Origin of the sequence: Pseudomonas sp. B10(2017) (genome assembly GCF_002113295.1) — a bacterium.
Taxonomy (GTDB): domain Bacteria; phylum Pseudomonadota; class Gammaproteobacteria; order Pseudomonadales; family Pseudomonadaceae; genus Aquipseudomonas; species Aquipseudomonas pudica.
The window spans coordinates 52,802-73,841 of the sequence record NZ_NEJU01000006.1; the positions used below are offsets into that span (position 1 = coordinate 52,802).

At 64.0% G+C, this 21,040-nt stretch carries 17 protein-coding genes; 6 read left to right on the forward strand and 11 right to left on the reverse strand.

The features are described 5' to 3' along the window. Window positions 1-99 precede the first annotated feature (99 nt). A complete protein-coding gene (gene hexR / locus CAF92_RS09825) occupies window positions 100-963 on the forward strand; it encodes a DNA-binding transcriptional regulator HexR (protein WP_169774905.1) in 864 nt (287 codons plus the stop codon). On the opposite strand, the gene CAF92_RS09830 is transcribed toward hexR, so the two are convergent. From CAF92_RS09830 to edd, 11 genes are all read right to left on the reverse strand, one after another. Further along, window positions 956-1,810 (reverse strand): D-hexose-6-phosphate mutarotase, encoded by an 855-nt coding sequence (locus CAF92_RS09830; RefSeq protein WP_046617125.1) that lies wholly within the window; start codon window positions 1,808-1,810, stop codon window positions 956-958. The two genes, hexR and CAF92_RS09830, sit on opposite strands and share 8 nt — an antisense overlap. 116 nt (window positions 1,811-1,926) lie before the next feature. Then, window positions 1,927-3,219: a carbohydrate porin gene (locus tag CAF92_RS09835; protein WP_256573721.1), complete on the reverse strand. Its 1,293-nt coding sequence runs from the start codon at window positions 3,217-3,219 to the stop codon at window positions 1,927-1,929. Window positions 3,220-3,320: 101 nt separating this feature from the next. Then, entirely contained in the window at window positions 3,321-4,475 is a 1,155-nt protein-coding gene (locus CAF92_RS09840; protein ID WP_085600578.1) for an ABC transporter ATP-binding protein, read from the reverse strand. Window positions 4,476-4,478: 3 nt separating this feature from the next. After that, window positions 4,479-5,324 (reverse strand): carbohydrate ABC transporter permease, encoded by an 846-nt coding sequence (locus CAF92_RS09845; RefSeq protein ID WP_046617128.1) that lies wholly within the window; start codon window positions 5,322-5,324, stop codon window positions 4,479-4,481. After that, the gene (locus tag CAF92_RS09850; RefSeq protein ID WP_025337868.1) at window positions 5,317-6,225 is read right to left on the reverse strand and encodes a carbohydrate ABC transporter permease; all 909 of its coding nucleotides are present in this window, start codon (window positions 6,223-6,225) and stop codon (window positions 5,317-5,319) included. The genes CAF92_RS09845 and CAF92_RS09850 overlap by 8 nt, the downstream gene beginning before the upstream one ends. 180 nt (window positions 6,226-6,405) lie before the next feature. Continuing rightward, window positions 6,406-7,692: an ABC transporter substrate-binding protein gene (locus CAF92_RS09855; protein ID WP_085600580.1), complete on the reverse strand. Its 1,287-nt coding sequence runs from the start codon at window positions 7,690-7,692 to the stop codon at window positions 6,406-6,408. A 104-nt stretch (window positions 7,693-7,796) separates the two neighbouring features. Continuing rightward, complete coding sequence (locus CAF92_RS09860; protein ID WP_085600582.1) at window positions 7,797-9,047, reverse strand: AGE family epimerase/isomerase; 1,251 nt, start codon at window positions 9,045-9,047, stop codon at window positions 7,797-7,799. A 240-nt stretch (window positions 9,048-9,287) separates the two neighbouring features. Then, on the reverse strand, window positions 9,288-10,742 hold the full coding sequence (locus CAF92_RS09865) for an ATP-binding protein (RefSeq protein WP_085600583.1): 1,455 nt from the start codon (window positions 10,740-10,742) through the stop codon (window positions 9,288-9,290). Further along, window positions 10,723-11,448, reverse strand: a complete 726-nt coding sequence (gene gltR / locus CAF92_RS09870; RefSeq protein WP_046617133.1) for a two-component system response regulator GltR — start codon at window positions 11,446-11,448, stop codon at window positions 10,723-10,725. The genes CAF92_RS09865 and gltR overlap by 20 nt, the downstream gene beginning before the upstream one ends. A gap of 179 nt (window positions 11,449-11,627) precedes the next feature. Then, the gene (locus tag CAF92_RS09875) at window positions 11,628-12,587 is read right to left on the reverse strand and encodes a glucokinase (protein ID WP_085600585.1); all 960 of its coding nucleotides are present in this window, start codon (window positions 12,585-12,587) and stop codon (window positions 11,628-11,630) included. Next, the gene (edd, locus tag CAF92_RS09880) at window positions 12,584-14,410 is read right to left on the reverse strand and encodes a phosphogluconate dehydratase (RefSeq protein WP_046616960.1); all 1,827 of its coding nucleotides are present in this window, start codon (window positions 14,408-14,410) and stop codon (window positions 12,584-12,586) included. The genes CAF92_RS09875 and edd overlap by 4 nt, the downstream gene beginning before the upstream one ends. Before the next feature lie 265 nt (window positions 14,411-14,675). Between edd and gap the strand changes: the two genes are divergently transcribed. The 5 genes from gap to CAF92_RS09905 all read left to right on the forward strand — a co-directional run bounded on the left by gap (window position 14,676) and on the right by CAF92_RS09905 (window position 21,018). Further along, the gene (gap, locus tag CAF92_RS09885) at window positions 14,676-15,677 is read left to right on the forward strand and encodes a type I glyceraldehyde-3-phosphate dehydrogenase (protein WP_085600587.1); all 1,002 of its coding nucleotides are present in this window, start codon (window positions 14,676-14,678) and stop codon (window positions 15,675-15,677) included. A gap of 198 nt (window positions 15,678-15,875) precedes the next feature. Next, window positions 15,876-16,388 carry an RNA polymerase sigma factor gene (locus CAF92_RS09890; RefSeq protein ID WP_025337861.1) on the forward strand — a complete coding sequence of 171 codons (513 nt, stop codon included), beginning with the start codon at window positions 15,876-15,878 and terminating at the stop codon, window positions 16,386-16,388. A gap of 70 nt (window positions 16,389-16,458) precedes the next feature. After that, complete coding sequence (locus CAF92_RS09895) at window positions 16,459-17,412, forward strand: FecR domain-containing protein (RefSeq protein ID WP_085600589.1); 954 nt, start codon at window positions 16,459-16,461, stop codon at window positions 17,410-17,412. A gap of 185 nt (window positions 17,413-17,597) precedes the next feature. Beyond that, window positions 17,598-20,201 (forward strand): TonB-dependent receptor, encoded by a 2,604-nt coding sequence (locus CAF92_RS09900; RefSeq protein WP_085600591.1) that lies wholly within the window; start codon window positions 17,598-17,600, stop codon window positions 20,199-20,201. A 223-nt stretch (window positions 20,202-20,424) separates the two neighbouring features. Next, entirely contained in the window at window positions 20,425-21,018 is a 594-nt protein-coding gene (locus tag CAF92_RS09905) for a biliverdin-producing heme oxygenase (protein WP_085600593.1), read from the forward strand. Window positions 21,019-21,040: the final 22 nt, after the last annotated feature.

Here is a 21,040-nt window from a genome sequence, read left to right on the forward strand (position 1 = left end):
ACGTCAACCGCGCCGACAGTACGATAGACGACCGTGCAAAAAGCCTGCTGCTCCCACAGCCGGCTGTCTTCCCGACCCAAGGACACACCCATGGACCGCGTGCGAAACCTCCTGGAACAAATCCAGGGCCGCCTCGACGAGCTGAACAAGGCCGAACGCAAAGTCGCCGAAGTCATCCTGCTCAACCCGCAACAAGCAACCCGTTTCAGCATCGCTGCGCTGGCTCAGGCGGCCAAGGTCAGCGAACCTACCGTCAACCGCTTCTGCCGCTCGTTCGGCGTCAGCGGCTACCCCGAGCTCAAGCTGCAGCTGGCGCAGAGCTTGGCCAGCGGCGCCGCCTACGTCAGCCGCGCGGTGGAGGCTGACGATGACCCGGCCGCCTACACCCAGAAGATCTTCGCCAGTGCCATCGCCTCGCTCGACAGCGCCTGCCAGCAGCTCGACCCGCAGCAGGTCAGCCGTGCCGTGGACATGATGATCCAGGCCCGGCAGATCCACTTCTTCGGCCTGGGCGCCTCGGCCCCGGTGGCGCTGGACGCCCAGCACAAGTTCTTCCGCTTCAACCTGGCAGTGTCGGCCCACGCCGACGTGCTGATGCAGCGCATGCTGGCCTCGGTGGCGCACACCGGCGACCTGTTCGTGATCATTTCCTACACCGGACGCACCCGCGAACTGGTCGAGGTGGCCCGCCTGGCCCGGGAAAACGGCGCCTCGGTGCTGGGCCTGACCGCTGCCGGTTCGCCACTAGCCAATGCCTGCAGCCTCAGCCTGCACATTCCGCTGCCGGAAGACACCGACATCTACATGCCGATGACCTCACGGATCATCCAGCTGACCGTGCTCGATGTGCTGGCTACCGGCATGACCCTGCGGCGCGGCGTGGATTTCCAGCCGCACCTGCGCAAGATCAAGGAAAGCCTCAACGCCAGCCGCTATCCGATCGAGGACGACGAGCTCAACTGAGCCGGTGCGCCTGCAGGCGCAGGTGGGCACGCTGCCCCGGCGCCAGGCTCAAGCCCTCGCCACTGCCGCTGGCGGCCTCGACACAGATGAAGCGCTGGCATTCGCGCCCGGTCACGCCCATCAACGGGCGATTGCCTGGGTGCCAGACCACCGTGTCGTCGCTGTCACCGGTATCGATGCAAAGTTCGCGCTGCCAGGCCGGGTCCTGCAATTGCACCCGCGGCGTGCCGGGGTAGACCTTCTGGCAGCCGCCCTTGAGTTTCAGCGCGCCATCTTCACGGCAGGCCTGGCGGTTCAGGCGGTCGTAGCCTTCGATATCCTCGAGCCCGGACAGCGCTATCTCGGACACGTCACTGATGCGCCAGTAGGCCAGCAGGGCATGGCTCAGCTGGCAGGGTTCGCTGTCCTGGTGCTCGGTGCTAAGGCTCAGCTCCATGCGGCTACCCAGCCGGGCATGCAGGTCGACCTGCCAGTCGCACAGGTCCAGCCGCCATTTCAGGGTTACCCCCTCCTCGTCCTCGCGGCTGTCCACCAGCTTCCAGTCGAGCAGCCGCGCCCAGCCATGGGCCGGCCACAAGTCCTCGCTGGGGTGGCGGCCATACCATGGCCAGCACACCGGCACACCACCGCGGATCGCCCCCACCTGGGGCCACTGCTCGGCGCACCACAGCCAGGGCCGTTCACCCGCTGGTTGAAAATGCAGCAGTTGCGCACCCTGGCGGCTGAACACCGCCTGGCAACGGGGATGGTCGATGATCAGCACATCGCGCTGCTGGTAACGCTCCCACTCGAATGTCGGCCGGGGCCGCTGCGAGGTAAAGAAGCGATGGAGCGGATGTTCGGGCATGGTTCAGAGCTCTTGTTGTTTGAGATAGCGCTGTCTCGGCCTATCCCCGACAACCACTGGAGGCCAGTGGGTGCCGGGTACCGAAGTGGATTGGCGTAAATTTACAACAATTGCTCTCAGAATGACGACTGAATCTTCAATCCCGCGACCAGCGCGTTGTCCACCTCATCGACCCCGCCGGGGCTCTTGATGTACTGCAGGTTGGGCCGCACGGTCAGCCAGTTGGTGACGTGGAAGCCGTAGTAGAGCTCGGCGTTGTACTCGGTACGCTGCAGCGGCACGAAGCCTGGGTTGTCGTAATCGCTGATGCCGCTCTGGGCGTTGAGCAGTTCGGCGCGTTTCTTCACGTCGTCGTTCACATGAATGCGCGCCACGCCGAAGCCGATGTCGTCCTTGGGCCGGGCGTCGAAGGCGCCTTTGTAGACCAACCCCAGCTGCTGGTAGTTGTCGACCACGTTGGTGGCCTGGTCGTGCACGGTGAAGTTGGCGAACAGGCTCAGGCCACGGTTCACGTCGCCGCCATGGGCGGTGACCTGCTGCTGCGCCACCACCCACCAGCCATGCTTGCTTGAGTGCGACTTGAAGGCTTCGCCCGTCAGCGCCTGCGGGTTGCCGTTGACGTCATCGAACACATCGTCGGCCTTGGCCGTGCTGTAGTAGTAACCCAGGCGGTACTCGCCCGGCAGGCCGTTGACCTTGGGTGACCACACCGCTTCCACCGGCAGGATCGCACCCTTCGTACCGCTGCCGCTGAGCTTGAAGCCGTTTCCGGTTTCCAGGTTGGAAGGGTTCTGCTCGAAGGCGCCGACCTGGACGAAGAATTCCGGGGTGATGTTGTATTTCACCCGCAGCGCCCACTGGCTGACCGGCCAGTTGTACCAGATGCCGCCGACCCAGTTGCCCACCTGCGAGCCGCAGAAAGCCAGGTTCTGGAAGTCGCAGGGGAAGCTGTTGAAGTCCTCGCCCTCGCCGAAGCGGCCAAATTTGACGTCCAGTGCGCCGTCGAAGTACTTCTGCTTGACCCACATCTGGGTCAGCCGCCAGGTCTGGCCACGGCCCCACACTTCCTGCACCGAGCTGAACTGCCCGGCGCGCGGATCGCTGATACGGTCGTTGGACAGGTTGCGGCCGCTGCGCTCGGTGATCGCCAGCTTGAACTCGGCGTCGTGCCAGCCGAAGATTTTCTGCAGGTCCAGGTGCGCACCGATGGCAAACTGGTCGCTATAGCGCGCGGTCTTGTCGTCGTTGTAGCCGCCGTGCAGGTTGCCAGCCGCCTCACCGACATAATCAAGGGTGAAGTCATAGCCCTTTTCCAGCAGCTCGGTGCGGGTGCCGCCCCAGTCGCCGGTCATCCACTTCGATTCGCTGGAAAAAGCCTCGGCAGCCTGCGCGCCGCTGCCAGCGGCCATCGCCAGCGGTGCGAGCAAGGCGAGCGAACCTAATGTCCTGATGCGTTTGCGCTGTTCCATCCCTTTGCGTCCTCTTGTTCTTATTTGACGGTGTAGACGAGTTATCGGCCTTTGAAATGCGCCACATTGTCCTTCATGGCCGTGGCAGTAGTGGCCAGGTGCAGGCGCTCGCCGCTGGCAGCGTCGAACAGCAGCACCCGGGCCGGGTCGAATTGCAGGTTCAGGCTGTCGCCGACCCGGCACGCCACATCCGGCGCCAGGCGGCAGCAGACCTTGGTCTGGTTCAGGGTGACGAACACCAGCAGGTCCGGCCCGGTGGGCTCGGTCACCTGCACCTCGGCGCGAATGCCGGGCAGGCCATTGCCCTCGGCTGCACCCAGGGCAATCTGCTCGGGGCGGATGCCCAGGATAATCTCGCGGCCATCCAGCTCGTCAGCGGCTACCCCCAGAGGCAGTTCGCAACGCGCCTGGCCGCTGTCGAGCAAGGCCAGCAGGCGCCCGTCCTGTTGAGTGAGGCGCACCGGGATGAAGTTCATCGGTGGCGAACCGATGAAGCTGGCGACGAACTGGTTGGCCGGATCGTTGTAGATCTGCTGCGGGGTGCCGAACTGCTGGATGATGCCGTCCTTCATCACCGCCACCTTGTCGCCCAGGGTCATGGCCTCGATCTGGTCATGGGTGACGTACACGGTGGTGGTCTTGAGGCGCTGGTGCATCAATTTCATTTCGGTACGCATCTCGACGCGCAGCTTGGCATCGAGGTTGGACAGCGGTTCATCGAACAGGTAGATCTTCGGCCGCCGCGCCAGCGCCCGGCCCATGGCCACGCGCTGCTGCTGGCCACCGGACAGCTGCGCCGGCTTGCGCGCCAGCAAGTGCTCGATCTGCAACAGCTTGGCCACCCTCGCCACTTCTTCGTCGATGGCGGCCTGGGGCAGCTTGCGGATCTTCAGGCCGAACTCGATGTTCTCGCGCACGCTCATGGTCGGGTACAGCGCGTAAGACTGGAACACCATGGCGATGTCGCGGTCCTTGGGGCTCATGCCGCTGACGTCCTGCTGGTCGATGAGAATCGCACCGCCGGTGATCTGCTCCAGCCCGGCGATGCAGTTCATCAAGGTCGATTTGCCGCAGCCCGACGGGCCGACCAGGATCAGGAACTCGCCATCCTTGATCGACAGCTGGATGTCCTTGAGGGTGTCCGGCAAGCCGCTGCCGTAGGTCTTGTTCACATTGCGAAGTTCGAGCGTTGCCATGACTTACCCCTTTACCGCGCCAGCAGTCAGCCCGCGGACGAAATATTTGCCTGCCACCACGTAGACCAGCAGGGTTGGCAGGCCGGCGATCATCGCCGCTGCCATGTCGACGTTGTATTCCTTGGCCCCTGTGCTGGTGTTGACCAGGTTGTTCAGGGCCACGGTAATCGGTTGCGAATCGCCGCTGGAGAACACCACGCCGAACAGAAAGTCGTTCCATATCTGGGTGAACTGCCAGATCAGGCAGACCATGATGATTGGCGTGGACATCGGCAGGATGATGCGGCGGAAAATGGTGAAGAACCCGGCACCGTCCAGGCGCGCAGCCTTGACCAGCGCATCGGGGATGCTCACGTAGAAGTTGCGGAAGAACAGCGTTGTGAAGGCCAGGCCGTAGACCACGTGCACCAGTACCAGGCCGGTGGTGGTGCTGGCCAGGCCAAGCTTGCCGAGGGTGAACGAGGCCGGCAGCAGTACGGTCTGGAACGGCAGGAAGCAGCCGAACAGCAGCAGGCCGAAGAACAGCTGCGAACCGCGGAAGCGCCACATCGACAGCACATAGCCGTTCAGCGCGCCGATGGCGGTGGAGATGAGCACCGCTGGCACGGTGATCATGATCGAGTTCCAGAAGTAACCGCTGACCGTGCCCCAGGCCTTGACCCAACCGATGCCGGTAATTACCGCCGGCCAGCTCAGCAGGTTGCCGGTGCTGATGTCTTCCGGGGTCTTGAAGCTGGTCAGCAGCATCACCACCAGCGGCACCAGGTACAGCAGCACCGCCAGTAACAGCACCGCGTGGATGGCGATGCGGCTCGGGCTCGGCACTGCTTTGTCGAGAGGGCTATGCATGGCGTTTGCTCCGCAACTCCGAGTACAGGTAAGGCACGAGGATCGCCAGGATCGCCCCGAGCATCAGGATGGCGCTGGCCGAGCCCATGCCCATCTGGCCGCGGCTGAAGGTGAATGAATACATGAACATCGCGGGCAGGTCGGACGAGTAGCCTGGGCCACCGGCAGTCATGGCCGCCACCAGGTCGAAGCTCTTGATGGCAATGTGCGCGAGGATCATCAGCGAACTGAAGAACACCGGGCGCAGGCTGGGCAGCACCACGCGCCAGTAGATTCGCGGCAGGCTGGCACCGTCGATCTGAGCGGCACGGATGATCGACGGGTCGACGCCACGCAGGCCGGCAAGGAACATCGCCATGATGAAGCCCGAGGCCTGCCACACGGCGGCGATCACCAGGCAGTACACCACCCGGTCTGGATCGATCAGCCAGTCAAGGCGAAAGCCCTCCCAGCCCCAGTCACGCAGCAGCTTGTCCAGGCCCATGCCGGGGTTGAGCAGCCACTTCCAGGCGGTGCCGGTGACGATCATCGACAGCGCCATGGGGTACAGGTAGATAGTGCGGATGAAACCTTCGCGACGGATGCGCTGGTCCAGCAGGACCGCCAGCACTACACCGATGACCAGGCTGATGGCGATGAACAGGCCGCCGAACAGCAGCAGGTTCTTGCTTGCCACCCACCAGCGATCGTTGTCGAACAGCCGGGCGTACTGCGCCAGGCCGGCCCATTTGTAGGTCGGCAGGAAGGTCGAGGTGGTGAAGGACAGGACGAAAGTCCAGAGGATGTAGCCGTAGAAGCCCACCAGAACGATGAACATGCTCGGCGCCAGCACCAGCTTGGGCAGCCAGCGCTGTAACGCGTCCAGGGGTGAGGCCCGCAGTTGGGCGGTTGCTGTGGTCATGGTTCACCTCAAAGGCGCCGCACTCCCCTGCAGGAGCGGCCTTGTGTCGCGATGGGCTGCGCAGCAGCCCCAACGGACTCAAGGTCGATACCTACCTGAAAGATCGAGTGCGCAGGTTATGGGGCTGCTGCGCAGCCCATCGCGACACAAGGCCGCTCCTACAACGGATTCGCGTCAGCCTTACTGGGCAGCCTTGATCGCCGCCGCCAGCTTCTTCGCCGCATCGGCCGGGTCGGCCTTGGGGTCGTTGATGTAGTTGGTCACCACATCGAAGAACGCGCCCTGCACGGCCAGCGTGGTGGCCATGTTGTGCGCCATGCTCGGCTGCAGGCCGCCATTTTTGGCATCGGCCAGGAAGTCCTTGGCGGAGGTCTGCGCGCAGACGTCGAAGTCATACTTGCCCATGTCGGCAAGCATGTCGTTGCGCACCGGGATCGACCCCTTGTTGCTGCTGAAGACCTTCTGGAAGTCCTCGCCCAGCACCTTGCGGGCAATATCCTGCTGCCCGGCAGACGTGCCGGCGTCGTTCTGCTTGAACACCACCAGCGAGTCGATGTTGTACAGGAACGCCTTGTCGGTGCCGGGGAATGGCACGCACTGGTAGTCCTTGCCGGCGGTTTTCTTCGCCAGGGTCCATTCGCTCTTGGCCCAGTCGCCCATGATCTGCATGCCGGCCTTGCCGTTTATGACCTTGGCCGCTTCCAGGTTCCAATCCTGGCCTTTGCCATCCGGGTCCATGTAGGTGGCGACCTTTTTCAGTTCGGTCAGCGCCTTGACCATCTGCGGGCCGGTCAGGGCTGTGCTGTCAAGGTCGACCAGGGCCTTCTTGTAGCCATCGGCCCCCATCACCGCCAGCACCACGCTTTCGAACACGGTGCTGTCCTGCCACGGCTGGCCGCCGTGGGCGAGCGGGATGAAGCCGGCGGCCTTGAGCTTGTCGGCAGCGGCGTAGAATTCGTCGAGGGTGGCTGGCGCCTTGTCGATGCCGGCCTTCTTGAAGACTTCGGGGTTGATCCACAGCCAGTTGATGCGGTGGATGTTCACCGGTACGGCGACATAGTCACCGTCGTACTTGACGGTATCGGCGACTTTCTTGTCGAGCAGTGAGTCCCACTTTTCTTTCTTGGCCACATCCTTGAGTACATCGGCGTCGAGCAGGCCGGTGGCCGCCCAGTCCTGGATGTCCGGGCCCTTGATCTGCGCGACACCCGGCGGGTTGCCGGCAACGGCGCGGCTCTTGAGCACGGTCATGGCGGTGGCACCACCACCACCGGCAACGGCACCGTCCTTCCAGGTGAAACCATCTTTTTCGACTTGGGCCTTGAGCACATCGACCGCCGCTTTTTCACCACCAGAGGTCCACCAGTGCACCACCTCGACACTGCCTTTGGATTCGGCAGCCAGGGCATTGAATGGAAGCAAGGAGGCCAGGGAGATGGCGGCAGCGAGACGGAGCGTGGAATTCATCGAAGCACCTTTCTTGTTGTTATGCCGTGCAAGTCGATCGCTTGCGTTGCATGAAGTCTAAACAGCGTGCTCGCCTCGCCAGGTAACGAAGCGATGCGTGAATGTCATCGTTTGGTTACATTGCCGGCCAAGCTGCTGGCCAGGCTGGGTGCCAGTGGCAAGCCCGGCAGCAGCAGCGCCTGGTAGGCATGGTAGAGGTCGGGCTTGCCTGGCCAGATGGTCGCGGCCGGTTGGTTGCGCGTATCGAGTTCGTGGTGCCAGCTGCCAGCGCCATGGTCGATGAAATGGTTGACGATGAAGTCCCAGCAACGGCGGTACCACTGCTCGTAGTGCGCCTCGCCCGTGCGCTGCAACAGGGCCGCGGCGGCGGCGCAGGCTTCGGCATGCACCCAGTGCAGGCGTGCGCGCACCACCGGGCGATCGGCCCAGTCCAGGGTGTAGACAAAACCGGGCGCGCCATCGACGTTCCAGGCCTGCTGGCAGGCTGTATCGAACAATGCACGGGCACAGTCTGGCAGCCACTGCGGGGCATGCAGGCCGGCCTGTTCCAGGCTGGCTTCCAGATGCAACAGCAACCGCGCCCACTCCAAGGCATGCCCGGGGGTGGAGCCATAAGGCCGGAAGTGGTCTGCCGGGTACGCCTGGTTGTAGTGCGGCAGCGGCTGCCAGAGGGCGTCGAAATGCTCGATGACCCGGTAGCCGTTGGCGGCGGCATGGGTATGGATGATGCGTTCGGCGATGCGCAAGGCGCGTTGCAGCCACAGGTTGTCACCAGTTACGTCTGCCAGGGCCAGAAAGGCCTCGACCGCATGCATGTTGCTGTTGGCACCACGGTACTGCTCGGGCAACTGCCAGGCGCGGGAGAAGGCTTCCCGCAGGGCACCCTCCTCTTCGCTCCAGAAATGCGCTTCGAGCACCTGCACCGCGCCTGCCAGCAAGGCTGGTGCACCGCAAGCACCTGCCATCACCGCCGAGCTGGCGGCCAGGGCGACAAAGGCATGCAGGTAAGCCGCCTTGCCGCTGTCGTCATGGCCTCCGGGGTGGGCGAACCAGCCGCCGTAGGTGGCATCCTGCAGCGCGCCAAGCAGGGCGGCAACACCGTGTTCGGCATAGGGCAGGTAGCCAGGCAGGCCCTGCAGGTGGGCCAGGGCGAAACAGTGAGTCATGCGGGCGGTGATCAGGGTTTCGGCGCGGGCACCGGGGGCAAGCAGGCCTGCGGCGTCGAGGCTACCGAAGCCATCGGGCAGTTTCGAAGCCGTGGCGAAGGCCAGCAGGCGCTGCCCTTCGGCCATGCGCCAGGCGGTGTGGGCCGGGGCGTCGAGCCAGCGGGTGGAAGGCAGGTTGTAGGTGTTCATGGGCCAGCTAGATCCTTGCCAGTCGTCTGCGAATTCTAGTGAGCGGGCCTGGATGGGAATGTCACCAAGGAAGGTGGATTTGTCACCAGTAAGTGACATTTGTGCTGCCTGTGCCGACCTCTTCGCGGGTAAACCCGCCCCCACAAGTTTTTGCATTAGCCTCGGAGCCTGTATGGACCTGTGAGGTCTTTGTGGGAGCGGGTTTACCCGCGAAGGGGCCGGTACAGGCAATACAACCCTTCAGTCCATGCCCCGCGGCAGGTACAAGGTCACCCGCAACCCGCCCTCACGCAGGTTCAGCAAGCTCACCTCCCCGCCATGGCTATGGGCAATGTTGCGCGCAATCCCCAACCCCAGCCCGTACCCCTGCTGTTGCCCGGCCAGACGGAAGTGCGGCTCGAACACCTGCTCCAGCTGCTGCTGCGGCACCCCCGGCCCCTGGTCATCCACTTGCAGGACAAACCCCTCGGCACTGTCGATGATGCGCAGCCGCGCTCGCTCGCCGTACTTGATGGCGTTGTCGATCAGGTTGCCGATGCAGCGCCGCAACGCCAGCGGTTTGCCCGGGTATGGCGCCAGCGCCCGGCCTTCGAGCGTTATGCGGCCATCGCCCAGGTACGGCTCGGCCAGGATTTCCAGCACCTGGTTGAGGTCGACCGGCTCGATGTTCTCGTGGATGTCGGTGTCCTTCACGCACTGCAATGCACCTTTGACAAGTAGCTCCAGCTCGTCCAGGTCCTGGCTGAACTTGGCCTGCAGGCGCTCGTCCTCCAGCAGCTCGACGCGCAGGCGCAAGCGGGTGATCGGCGTGCGCAGGTCGTGGGAGATGGCACTGAACAGCTGGCTACGCTCGGTCAGGTAGCGGCTGATGCGCTCGCGCATGCTGTTGAACGCACGCCCCACCTCGACCACCTCGCTGCCACCACCTTCGGCCACCGGTGCCACATCGGCGCCCAGTGACATCTCTCGGGCAGCGCGCGCCAGGCGCTTGAGCGGCCAGCTTTGCCAGTGCACCAGCAAGCCGATGAACAGCAGCAGCAGGGCCGTGGTCAACACGATGAAGCCAATCTGCTGGCGCGGCAGGCGCTCGGCCTCCAGGCTGGTGTAGGGCTCGGGCAGCAGCGAGGCGATGTACAGCCACTCACCCTCGCCCAGGCGGATCTGGGTTACCAGCACCGGCGGGTTGAGTGGCTCGAGTGTCAGCGAGTAATGCGCCCAGGAGCGTGGCAGTTCGTCGAGCTTCAGGCCGCTGTTGAAGATACGCAGGTCGTCGGGCCCGACGAACTCGACGGAAATTTCCATCTGCGAACCCAGGCGCTCATGCAGCACCTGCTGGAACACATCGATCACCGCCTGCTTGCGCGGGGTAACGGGCAGTAGCGGCATGTCCAGCGGCTTGGCGTTGAGCGACACGAAAAAGCGTGTACCGCCCATACTGCGCAACTGGTCGAGGACCATCGGCCGATAGGCCACTGGCAACGAGCGGAAGTAGCTGACGCTGGCACTCATCGAATGAGCCAGGCTACTGGCGCTGGCACGCAGGCCCTGCAACTGACTGGCGCGCAGTTGGGCAACCCAGATGACGCTCGACAAACCCTGGGCAAGCAGCACCACCAGCAGGGTCAGCAACAGCATGCGCCCCAGTAGCGAGCGCGGCAGCAGTCGCCAGCGCCGCTCAGGGCGCATTGCAGACATGGGCAGCCAACAGGTAGCCGCTGCCGCGTACGGTGCGGATCAGCCGGGGTGGTTTGTCGGTATCGCGCAGGCGCTGGCGCAGGCGGCTGACCGCCATGTCAACGATGCGGTCCAGCGGCATCGGCTCGCGACCACGAGTGGCGTTGCCGATGGTATCGCGGTCGAGGATCTGCTGTGGGTGGTCGAGGAACAGCTTGAGCAGGGCGAAGTCGGCGCCAGAGAGAATCACTTCCTCACCGTCGCGATGGAACAGGCGGTGGCTGACCGTGTCCAGGCGCCAGTCGTCGAAGGCCAGCACCGCACCGCCCGGCGCCGCCTGGCCGAACTCGGCGCGACGCAGCAGGGCCTTGATCCGCGCTTGCAGTTCGCGGGGGCTGAACGGCTTGCCCAGGTAGTCGTCGGCGCCCAACTCCAGGCCGATGACCCGGTCGGTTTCGTCGGAGCTGGCGGTGAGCATGATGATCGGTACCCGTGCCAGGCGCGGGTGCTGGCGTACCCAGCGGCACAGGCTGAAGCCGTCTTCGTCGGGCAGCATGACATCAAGGATGACCAGGTCGCAGGGGGTGGATTCCAGCGCGCGGCGAAAGCCCTTGCCGTCGGCTTCGGCATGCACCTGGAAGCCGGAGCGGCTCAGGTAGGTTTGCAGCAGCTCGCGGATTTCCTGGTCGTCGTCGACCATCAGGATCGATTTGCCGGCAGTGCTCAAGGTGGTCCTTCCTCTTGTTGATTGCAGGTCTTTTTGCCTGCTGTCGGGTGTTGCTTTCTGGGGCTGCTTCGCAACCCATCGCCGGCAAGCCAGGCTCCCACAGTTATTGCACAACCCTAGGCTTGAAGCGATCGGTGTGGGAGCTGGCTTGCCGGCGATTGGGTCGCGCAGTGGCCTACCTATCCGTGATCCAGCGCCTGCTGCAAAGCCACCCCGGCCCCCAGCAACCCGGAAAACTCCGCCGTCACCAGCCAAACCGGTACGCCAGCGAAATAACCACTCATGCAGCCCTTGTCGGAAAAACTCGCGGCAAACCCGCTGCGCAGGAACAGCTCGGCAAACCGCGGGATCACGCCGCCGACAATATAGACCCCTCCCCGCGCGCCCAGCGTCAGAACATTGTTACCCGCCACTCGGCCAAGGAAACGGCAGAACTGTTCGATCACCGCCAGCGCCCGTGGTTCGCCGGCCAGCGCAGCATCGGTGATTTGCGCCGGGGTCTTGTGTCGGGGTATGTCAGCGTCCAGTTCACAGATTGCTTGGTACAGGCGCAGCAGACCACCGCCACTGAGCACGGTTTCGGCGCTGACGTGGCCGATCTGCGCGTGAATCTGTTGGTGAATCGCTGCTTCGCGGGCATTACCCACCGGCAGGTCGACGTGCCCGCCCTCGCCCGGCAAGGCACACCAACGTTCCCCCACTCGCAAGAGGGAGCCGACACCCAAACCGGTACCCGGACCGATGACCAACGCCGGACGCGCAAGATCGGCCTGGCCTGGACACACTTCGCGAAACTCGCCATCGCGCAGGCGGGTCATGCCCAGCGCCATGGCGGTGAAGTCATTGATCAGCAGCAGCTGCTCGATCTGCAGTCGCTGGCAGAATGCCAGACGGCTCAGGCGCCAATGGTTGTTGGTGAAACGGAACTCGTCGCCATTGACCGGCCCGGCCACCGCCAGGCAGGCAGCAGTCACGCCGCCGCGGGGAATGCCCAGGCCTTCAAGGTAAGCCTCGATGGCCTGTTCCGGGCTGGTGTAGTCCTCGGTGGCGAAGACCTTCACTTCATGCAGCTGGTTGTCACGCCACAACGCAAAACGGGCATTGGTGCCGCCGATGTCGCCAACCAGCAGGTCCTTCATTTGAGGTTCTCCAGGGCCGAGGTGAAGGCACTGGCGCCCTGCTCTGCCGGGCTGAACGCCATGCGCATGAAGCCGAACAGCTCGCGCCCGCAGCCCAGGTCGTTGCCCTGTGGCGCTGGCGGCAGGTCGCGGCTGGCCAGTTCTTCGGCCGACACCATTACCCGCAGCGTGCCTTCGACACCATCGACCCGCACAATATCACCATCGCGCACTCGTGCCAGCGGGCCGCCGTCATAAGCCTCGGGGCAAACATGAATGGCCGCCGGGATCTTGCCGGAAGCACCGGACATGCGCCCGTCGGTAACCAGCGCCACCTTGAAGCCACGGTCCTGCAGCACGCCGAGGAACGGTGTGAGCTTGTGCAGCTCCGGCATGCCGTTGCAGCGCGGGCCCTGGAAGCGCACCACGGCGACGAAGTCACGCTCCAGCTCGCCTGCCTTGAACGCATCGGCCAGCGACTGCTGATCTTGGAACACCCGCGCTGGCGCCTCGACCACCTGGTGCTCAGGGGCGACAGCGGACACCTTCATCACGCCGCGGCCGAGGTTGCCCTCCATCACCCGCAGGCCGCCTTCGGCCGAGAACGGCCGCGCGACCGGGCGCAGGATGCTTTCGTCCAGGCTGTGCTGCGGCCCTTCGCGCCACACCAGCTTGCCGTTGTCGAGGAACGGCTCCTGGGTGTAGCGGCGCAGGCCATGGCCGGCCACGGTGTTGACGTCTTCGTGCAGCAGCCCGGCATCGAGCAGCTCGCGGATAAGGAAGGCCATGCCGCCCGCGGCCTGGAAGTGATTGATGTCGGCCTTGCCGTTGGGGTAGACGTGGGACAAGGTCGGCACCACCTCGGACAGGTCGGCCATGTCCTGCCAGGTCAGCTGGATACCGGCGGCCTGGGCAATCGCCGGGATGTGCAGGGTATGGTTGGTCGAGCCGCCGGTGGCGTGCAGGGCGACGATGGAGTTGACCAGCGCCTTTTCGTCGACGATTTCACCCAGCGGCATGAAGTTGCCGCTGGCCTTGGTCATGCGCGTGACCTGCTGCGCGGCCTCGGCGGTGAGCGCGTCGCGCAGCGGTGTGTACGGGTTGACGAACGAGGCGCCCGGAAGGTGCAGGCCCATCACTTCCATCACCAGCTGGTTGGTGTTGGCAGTGCCGTAGAAGGTACAGGTGCCAGGGCTGTGGTAGGACTTCATCTCCGAATCCAGCAGCTCTTCGCGGCTGGCCTTGCCTTCGGCATAACGCTGGCGCACGTCGGCCTTCTGCTTGTTGGAAATGCCAGAGACCATCGGCCCGCCCGGGACGAAAATGGTCGGCAGGTGACCAAAGCGCAGTGCGCCCATCATCAAACCAGGGACGATCTTGTCGCAGATGCCCAGCATCAGCGCGGCGTCGAACATGTTGTGCGACAGGGCCACGGCGGTGGACATGGCGATCACTTCGCGGCTGGCTATGGCCAGCTCCATGCCCGGCTCGCCCTGAGTCACGCCATCGCACATGGCCGGCACGCCACCGGCGAACTGGCCGACCGAACCGACATCGCGCAGGGCCTGCTTGATCTGCTCGGGGAAGTGCTGGTAGGGCTGGTGCGCCGAAAGCATGTCGTTGTAGGCCGAGACGATGGCCACGTTGGCCGCGTTCATCAGGCGCAGGGTCTGCTTGTCGTCGCTGCCGCAACCAGCCACGCCATGGGCGAAGTTGGCGCACTGCAGGCTGGCACGCATGGGGCCGTCACTGGCCGCGCCGCGAATCAGTTGCAGGTAGCGTTCGCGGGTGGCACGGCTACGTTCGACCAGCCGCTGGGTGACCTCAAGGATGCGCGGATGCATGTACTGGACTCCAGGCTAATTGTAAGGGCGGTTTACCGAGCATTTCCCCTCCAAACGATTGCGGCCTAGGCTCAAGGTAGAGGAGCCCGCTGCATCGGTGGAGGCACGTCGCCCAACCACTCGTTGTATGTTTAAACAAAATACTGCCACTAAAAAGGCTTGTTTTCTATCGGCAGGTGAATAATCTTGTAATTCCAACAACAAAACCGTTTCAGTGAAGCTCCTTTGTGCCACAGGTTTCACTCGGACTGCCAGAGGTACTGCCATGACCCTACGCATCGCCATCAATGGATTCGGCCGCATCGGGCGCAACGTCCTGCGCGCACTGTATACCCAAGGCTACCGCCAGGACCTGCAGGTCGTCGCCATCAACGACCTGGGCGACAGCGCCATGAATGCCCACCTGCTCAAGTACGACAGCGTGCACGGCACCTTCGACGCCAGCGTCGAGGCCGACCACGAAAGCCTCACGGTCAATGGTGACCGCATCGCGGTCAGCGCCATCCGCAACCCGGCCGAACTGCCCTGGAAGGCCGAAGCGATCGACGTGGTGTTCGAATGCACCGGGCTGTTCACCGAGCGCGCCAAGGCCGCCGCGCACCTGGCTGCGGGGGCTGGCAAGGTGATCGTCTCGGCACCGGCCAAAGGCGCCGATGCCACCGTGGTGTACGGGGTCAACCACGACATCCTGCGGGCCTCGCACCAGATCATTTCCAACGCCTCCTGCACCACCAACTGCCTGGCACCGATTGCCCAGGTGCTGCACCGCGAGTTCGGCATCGAACAGGGACTGATGACCACCATCCATGCCTACACCAACGACCAGGTGCTGACCGATGTGTACCACGGCGACCCGTACCGTGCGCGCTCGGCGACCCAGTCGATGATCCCGAGCAAGACCGGCGCCGCCGAGGCCGTGGGCCTGGTGCTGCCGGAGCTGGCCGGCAAGCTGACCGGGATGGCGGTACGGGTACCGGTGATCAACGTGTCGCTGGTGGACCTCACAGTCAACCTCAAGCGCGAGGCCACGCCCGAGCAGGTCAACCAGTTGTTCCTCGAGGCCAGCAAGCACTCCAGGGTATTGGGCTACAACGCCTTGCCGCTGGTTTCCTGCGATTTCAACCACAACCCGCTGTCGTCGATCTTCGATGCCAACCATACCCGGGCCAACGGGCGCATGCTCAAGGTGCTGGCCTGGTATGACAACGAGTGGGGGTTCTCCAACCGCATGCTGGATAACTGCCTGGCGTTGTGCCGCGCCGGCTGAGCATGACACGGCATTTTTACCGCCTGAGAGATCGAGCGTCGCCCGCGCGGCGCTCGATCTCTCAGGCGCTGATAATGCCGCAGCGAGCGCCTCTGCGCCCAATACTCACAATCTTTACCCTTTCCTAACATTTCCAGGCTTGACCTTCGAGGAGGATGATAAGCATTATCATTAACCTTTCGTCGGCCAGGTCCCCCCGTGAGTCAGTCCCGGTTCAACTCTGTCTTCCTCGTCCAGCGCCTTACCCTGCTGCGCACCTTGCAGCGCATGGTGGGCAACCCCAACACGGCCGAGGACCTTTTGCAGGAAACCTACCTGCGGGTGTCCCGCGCCCTCGGTGAACGGCCCATCGAACACATCGAACCGTTCGTGTTCCAGACCGCACGCAACCTGGCCCTCGACCACCTGCGCGCGCGCCGAGTGCAATCGCGCATGCTGGTCGACGACGTGCCCGACGAGGTCCTGCACAGCGTGGCCGCGCCGGCCACCAGCAGCGAGGATGCGGCCCATGCCGAGCAGCTACTCAAGCACCTGAGCATCAGCCTCAACCAACTGAGCGAACGCCAGCAGCGCATCTTCATCCTCAGCCGCCTGCATGGCGCCACCTACCTGGAAATCGCCGAACAACTGAATGTTTCGCCCAGCACGGTACAGAAGGAACTGAAACTGATCATGGCGATCTGCATGGGGGTCGCCGACCGCCTCAAGTGAGGCAACGCAAAGCCCTTGCCACGCCCCGCCTCAGCCTTGATCATTCGCAAAAACCATTCAAGGATTCACCGTGACCGACAGCCCCCCTCGCCCGTCACCCGCCGGGCCCAGTGCTCGTGCCATGGACGAGGCGCTGGACTGGCTGGTACGCCTGCAATGCGCCGACGCCAAGGACACCCAGGCCTTCGAAGCCTGGCTGAGCGCAGCGCCGGAAAATGCCGAGGCCTATGTCGAGGCAGAAGCCCTGTGGAACGGCGCACCGCTGCACCAGGCGGCCGTGCAGATGCATCAGCAACAGCGCCGCTCGTGGCGCGGGCGCCTGCGCAGCCACTGGAAACCCCTGGCCACGGCGGCGCTGCTGCTGGTCGGGCTGTTCACCCTGGGCAACTTGCCCATGCGCCTGCAGGCCGACCACTTGACGGTGGTGGGCGAGCGCCAGCGCCTGCAGCTGGAAGACGGCGTGAAAGTGCTGCTCAACACCAATTCGGCATTTGCCAGCGAGCAGCGTGACGGCCACCAGATCGCCCGCCTGCTACAGGGCGAGGCTTATTTCCAGGTCCCCGAGGGCGCGCTGCTGCCACTGGAAGTGCAGGCCGGGCCGTTGCGCGCGCAGGTGCGCGACACCGACTTTGCCGTGCGCTACCTCGACGGCGAGGCACAGGTGAGGGTGCAGCGCGGCGATGTCGACCTGCAGGGGGCCCGCGACCAGCGCATTCGCCTGAGCGCCGGCGACAGCATCAGCGTCGGCCCCCAGGGGTTCGGCCAGCGCCAGCGCCCCGACATGCACAAGGACCTGGCCTGGGTCGACGGCCGCCTGGTGTTCGAGAATTGCCCGCTGAGCCAGGTGCTGGCCGAGGTGCAGCGCTACTACCCAGGCTGGATCATCAACCGCAATGCGCAGCTGGAAGACATGGCAGTCACCGGCAACTACCGCCTCGACCAGCCGCTGCAAACCCTGCGCGCGCTGGCCCACATCACCTCGGCACAGCTGCATGAGTACCCGGCGCTGGTCATCCTGAACTGATCCGCAAATCTGAAACCCGACACGTTCCCATAGAAATCGCGATACAGATCGTCAGACCGCAATCCAACTTTTTTTACGCAGTCACGCTACCCCGCCCGTCTCGTTATAGCCAATGCAACTGATTCTCGTTTGAAAACGAGTACAGCCATCACCTATAACAGCCCGCGCGTCAGGGAGCGCTTCCGATGTCCACAGGTCCTACCCGCCCCTCCCCCCTTCCTCGCCACAGAGGGCAACTGTCCCTCCTGAGCCTTTCCCTACTGAACCTTGCCCTGCTCGCCAGCGGTGCCATAAGCCTGCCGGCACTGGCCACCGAAACGGCACAGGCCAGCAGCCCGCGCATGGGCGACTACCGCTTCAGCATCGGCCAGCAGCCGCTGGTTTCGGCCATCAATGCTTTCAGCCAGGTCACCGGCTGGCAGGTCGGCTTCAGCGCTGAACTGGCCGACGGCGTGGCATCGCCAGGGGTGCAGGGTTCGCTACCCCCGGAAGCCGCGCTCAAGCGCCTGCTACACGGCACCGGCCTGGGCTTTCGCAAGATCAGCAGTGGCAATGTGGTACTCGAACGCCAGGCCAGCGCCAACGTGATTGCCCTGCAACAAGTGACCGTCAGCGCCACCCGCAGCGCCCAGGACGTCAGCCAGGTGCCGAGCACCGTCAGCGTGCAGACACGCGAGCAACTCGACCGGCAGAACGTCAACAACATCCAGGACCTGGTGCGCTACGAACCGGGCGTGTCGGTAGCTGGCACCGGCCAGCGCAGCGGCCTGAACGGCTACAACATCCGTGGCATCGACGGCGAGCGCATCCTCACCCAGGTCGATGGCGTGTCGATCCCCGACAGCTTCTTCTTCGGCCCCTACGCCCAGACCCAGCGCAACTACGTGGACCCGGAGATCGTCAAGCGTATGGAAATCCTCCGCGGCCCGGCTTCTGTGCTGTACGGCAGCAACGCCATCGGCGGGGCAGTAAGCTACTTCACCCTCGACCCGGAAGACATCATCAAGCCCGGCAAGGACGCAGGCGCCCGCCTGAAGACTGGCTATAGCTCGGCCGACGAGAGCTGGCTGACCTCCGCCACCGTCGCCGGCCGCCAGGGCGACTTCGACGGCCTGTTGCACCTGAGCCAGCGCAACGGCCACGAAACCGAGACCCACGGTGGCCACAGCGGTGACGGCCTGGCCCGTACCGAAGCCAATCCGATGGATGTGCGCACCACCAACGTACTGGCCAAGCTGGGCTGGAACTACGCCGACGACGCGCGCCTGGGCTTCACCTACGAACACTACAAGGATGACCGCGACCAGAACATCCTCAGTGCGGTGGGCGGGCCGTTCATTCCTGGCCTGGGTGCCTCGGGTTACTACAAGGCGCGTAATGGCAACGACACCATCACCCGCGAACGCTTTGGCATCAACCATGAGTTCGGCCTCGATTCGCTGGTCGCCGACCATGTGAAGTGGAGCCTGAACTACCAGATCGCCAAGACCGACCAGCACACCGAGGAGGTCTACGCACCACCTGGCCGTCAGGTACTGCGTACCCGCGACACCCTCTACAAGGACCGCCAATGGGTATTCGATGCCCAGCTGGACAAGGCTTTCAGCCTCGGCGCCACCGACCACCTGCTGACCTACGGCACCACCCTCAAGCACGAGAAGGTCACCGGTTCGCGCAGCGGCACCGGCACCTGCCTGGCCGTTGGTTCAGGTTGTTCCGCCGCTGGCGCCGAGCGCCCGGCAGACGGCCAGGCGCTGGTCAGTGACTTCCCGGACCCGACCGTGAACACCTACAGCCTGTTCGTACAGGATGAAATCCGCTGGAACAACTGGACCTTCCTGCCTGGCGCTCGTTACGACTACACGCGCATGAAGCCCAGGTTCACCGAGGAGTTCCTGCGTGGCCTGGAGTCATCCGGTACCGTGCCCACCTCCCAGGACGATTCGGACAAGAAGTGGCACCGTATCTCGCCCAAGTTCGGCCTGACCTACGCCTTCAACGACAACTACACCTGGTATGGCCAGTACGCCGAAGGTTTCCGCACCCCGACCGCCAAAGCCATGTACGGGAAGTTCGAGAACATCGAGCAAGGCTACCGCGTAGAAGGCAACCCGGGCCTCGAACCCGAAAAGAGCAAAAGCTATGAAACCGGCCTGCGTGGCAACTTCGACGCAGGTAATTTCGACGTGGCGGTGTTCTACAACAAGTACCACGACTTCATCGACGAAGATGCCGTACAAAGCGCCAACCTGGAGCAGACCTTCAAGGCCAACAACATCAAGCACGCCACCATCAAGGGTGCCGAGGTCAAGGGCCGCCTGAACCTAAACCACTTCGGTGCGCCGCAGGGCCTGTATACCCAGGGCTCGATCGCCTACACCTATGGCCGTAACGATGACACCGGCGAGCCACTGAACAGCGTCAACCCGCTCAAGGGCGTGTTCGGCCTGGGTTACGAACAACAGCACTACGGCGGCCTGCTGAGCTGGACACTGGTCAAGCGCAAGACCCGCGTCGACGACAGTACCTTCTACTCGCCCGACGGCTCGAGCTCCAAGTTCCGCACCCCAGGCTACGGGGTGCTGGACCTGACCGGCTACTACAAGGTTACCGACGATGTGACCATCAACGCCGGCCTGTACAATCTCACCGACAAGAAGTACTGGCAGTGGGATTCGGTACGCAGCTACGACGGCCAGGGTGAAGCGGCCGTGACCCAGCCGGCCAACATCGACCGCCTGACCATGCCGGGGCGCAACTTCGGCATCAATGTGGTCTGGGATATCTGACCTGAATTATCGCTGACAGGCTTGTTTCGTCAGTGCCAGCCTCTTGGCGGGTAAACCCGCTCCCACAGGGACATCGCAGGCCCGAGGTTTGCGCAATACCTGTGGGAGCCGGTTCACCCGCCAAGAGGCCATTACTACCAGCACAAATACCGGCTTTTTTTACTGTTCCATCCCCGCTGGTTCGTCTTGTCTCTAGACGCCCTTTTTTTCCAAGGAATGCCCTATGACCGACCGCCCAGCCCTGCGCTCCCAGCGCCTGAAACAGATCACCCACACCCCTCATGCCGAACTGGATGCACTGGTCAGTTCCCACGCCCCTTTCGACAGCCGCGAAAGCTTCGCCCGCTTCGTGGCCGCCCAGTACTTGTTCCAGGCCGAGCTGCAGGCTCTGTACAACGACCCGCAACTGATCGCCATCGTCCCCGACCTGGCCGAGCGCTGCCGTGCCGAACAGGCCCGCCTGGACCTCGCCGACCTCGACACCGCAGTACCGCCAGCCGTGCCGGAGGCCCTGCGCAACCCGAGCCTGGGCGAGGCAATGGGCTGGATCTTCGTCTCCGAAGGCTCCAAACTGGGCGCTGCGTTTCTGATCAAGCGTGCCGTGGCCCTGGGACTGTCCGACAACTTCGGTGCTCGACACCTGGGTGAACCGGCCGGCGGCCGTGCTGAAGGCTGGAAGCAGTTCACCCGCATTCTGGATGGCCTGGCCTTGTCCACCGAAGAGGACACCGCTGCCGAACGCGGCGCAGTTGCTGCCTTCGAGCGCTTCACCGAACTGCTCAAGCACGCCTACGCTGCGGATGCCGCGCTGGTTTGACACACCGTATCCGGCCACCCTA

Bases quoted from the DNA above. Each gene is read 5' to 3' on its own strand.
- CAF92_RS09830 (WP_046617125.1), bottom strand. From the start codon at position 1,810: ATGCCCGAACATCCGCTCCATCGCTTCTTTACCTCGCAGCGGCCCCGG.
- CAF92_RS09835 (WP_256573721.1), bottom strand. From the start codon at position 3,219: ATGGCCGCTGGCAGCGGCGCGCAGGCTGCCGAGGCTTTTTCCAGCGAA.
- CAF92_RS09840 (WP_085600578.1), bottom strand. From the start codon at position 4,475: ATGGCAACGCTCGAACTTCGCAATGTGAACAAGACCTACGGCAGCGGC.
- CAF92_RS09845 (WP_046617128.1), bottom strand. From the start codon at position 5,324: ATGCATAGCCCTCTCGACAAAGCAGTGCCGAGCCCGAGCCGCATCGCC.
- CAF92_RS09850 (WP_025337868.1), bottom strand. From the start codon at position 6,225: ATGACCACAGCAACCGCCCAACTGCGGGCCTCACCCCTGGACGCGTTA.
- CAF92_RS09855 (WP_085600580.1), bottom strand. From the start codon at position 7,692: ATGAATTCCACGCTCCGTCTCGCTGCCGCCATCTCCCTGGCCTCCTTG.
- CAF92_RS09860 (WP_085600582.1), bottom strand. From the start codon at position 9,047: ATGAACACCTACAACCTGCCTTCCACCCGCTGGCTCGACGCCCCGGCC.
- CAF92_RS09865 (WP_085600583.1), bottom strand. From the start codon at position 10,742: ATGTCTGCAATGCGCCCTGAGCGGCGCTGGCGACTGCTGCCGCGCTCG.
- CAF92_RS09875 (WP_085600585.1), bottom strand. From the start codon at position 12,587: ATGAAGGACCTGCTGGTTGGCGACATCGGCGGCACCAATGCCCGTTTT.
- edd (WP_046616960.1), bottom strand. From the start codon at position 14,410: ATGCATCCGCGCATCCTTGAGGTCACCCAGCGGCTGGTCGAACGTAGC.
- gap (WP_085600587.1), top strand. From the start codon at position 14,676: ATGACCCTACGCATCGCCATCAATGGATTCGGCCGCATCGGGCGCAAC.
- CAF92_RS09900 (WP_085600591.1), top strand. From the start codon at position 17,598: ATGTCCACAGGTCCTACCCGCCCCTCCCCCCTTCCTCGCCACAGAGGG.
- CAF92_RS09905 (WP_085600593.1), top strand. From the start codon at position 20,425: ATGACCGACCGCCCAGCCCTGCGCTCCCAGCGCCTGAAACAGATCACC.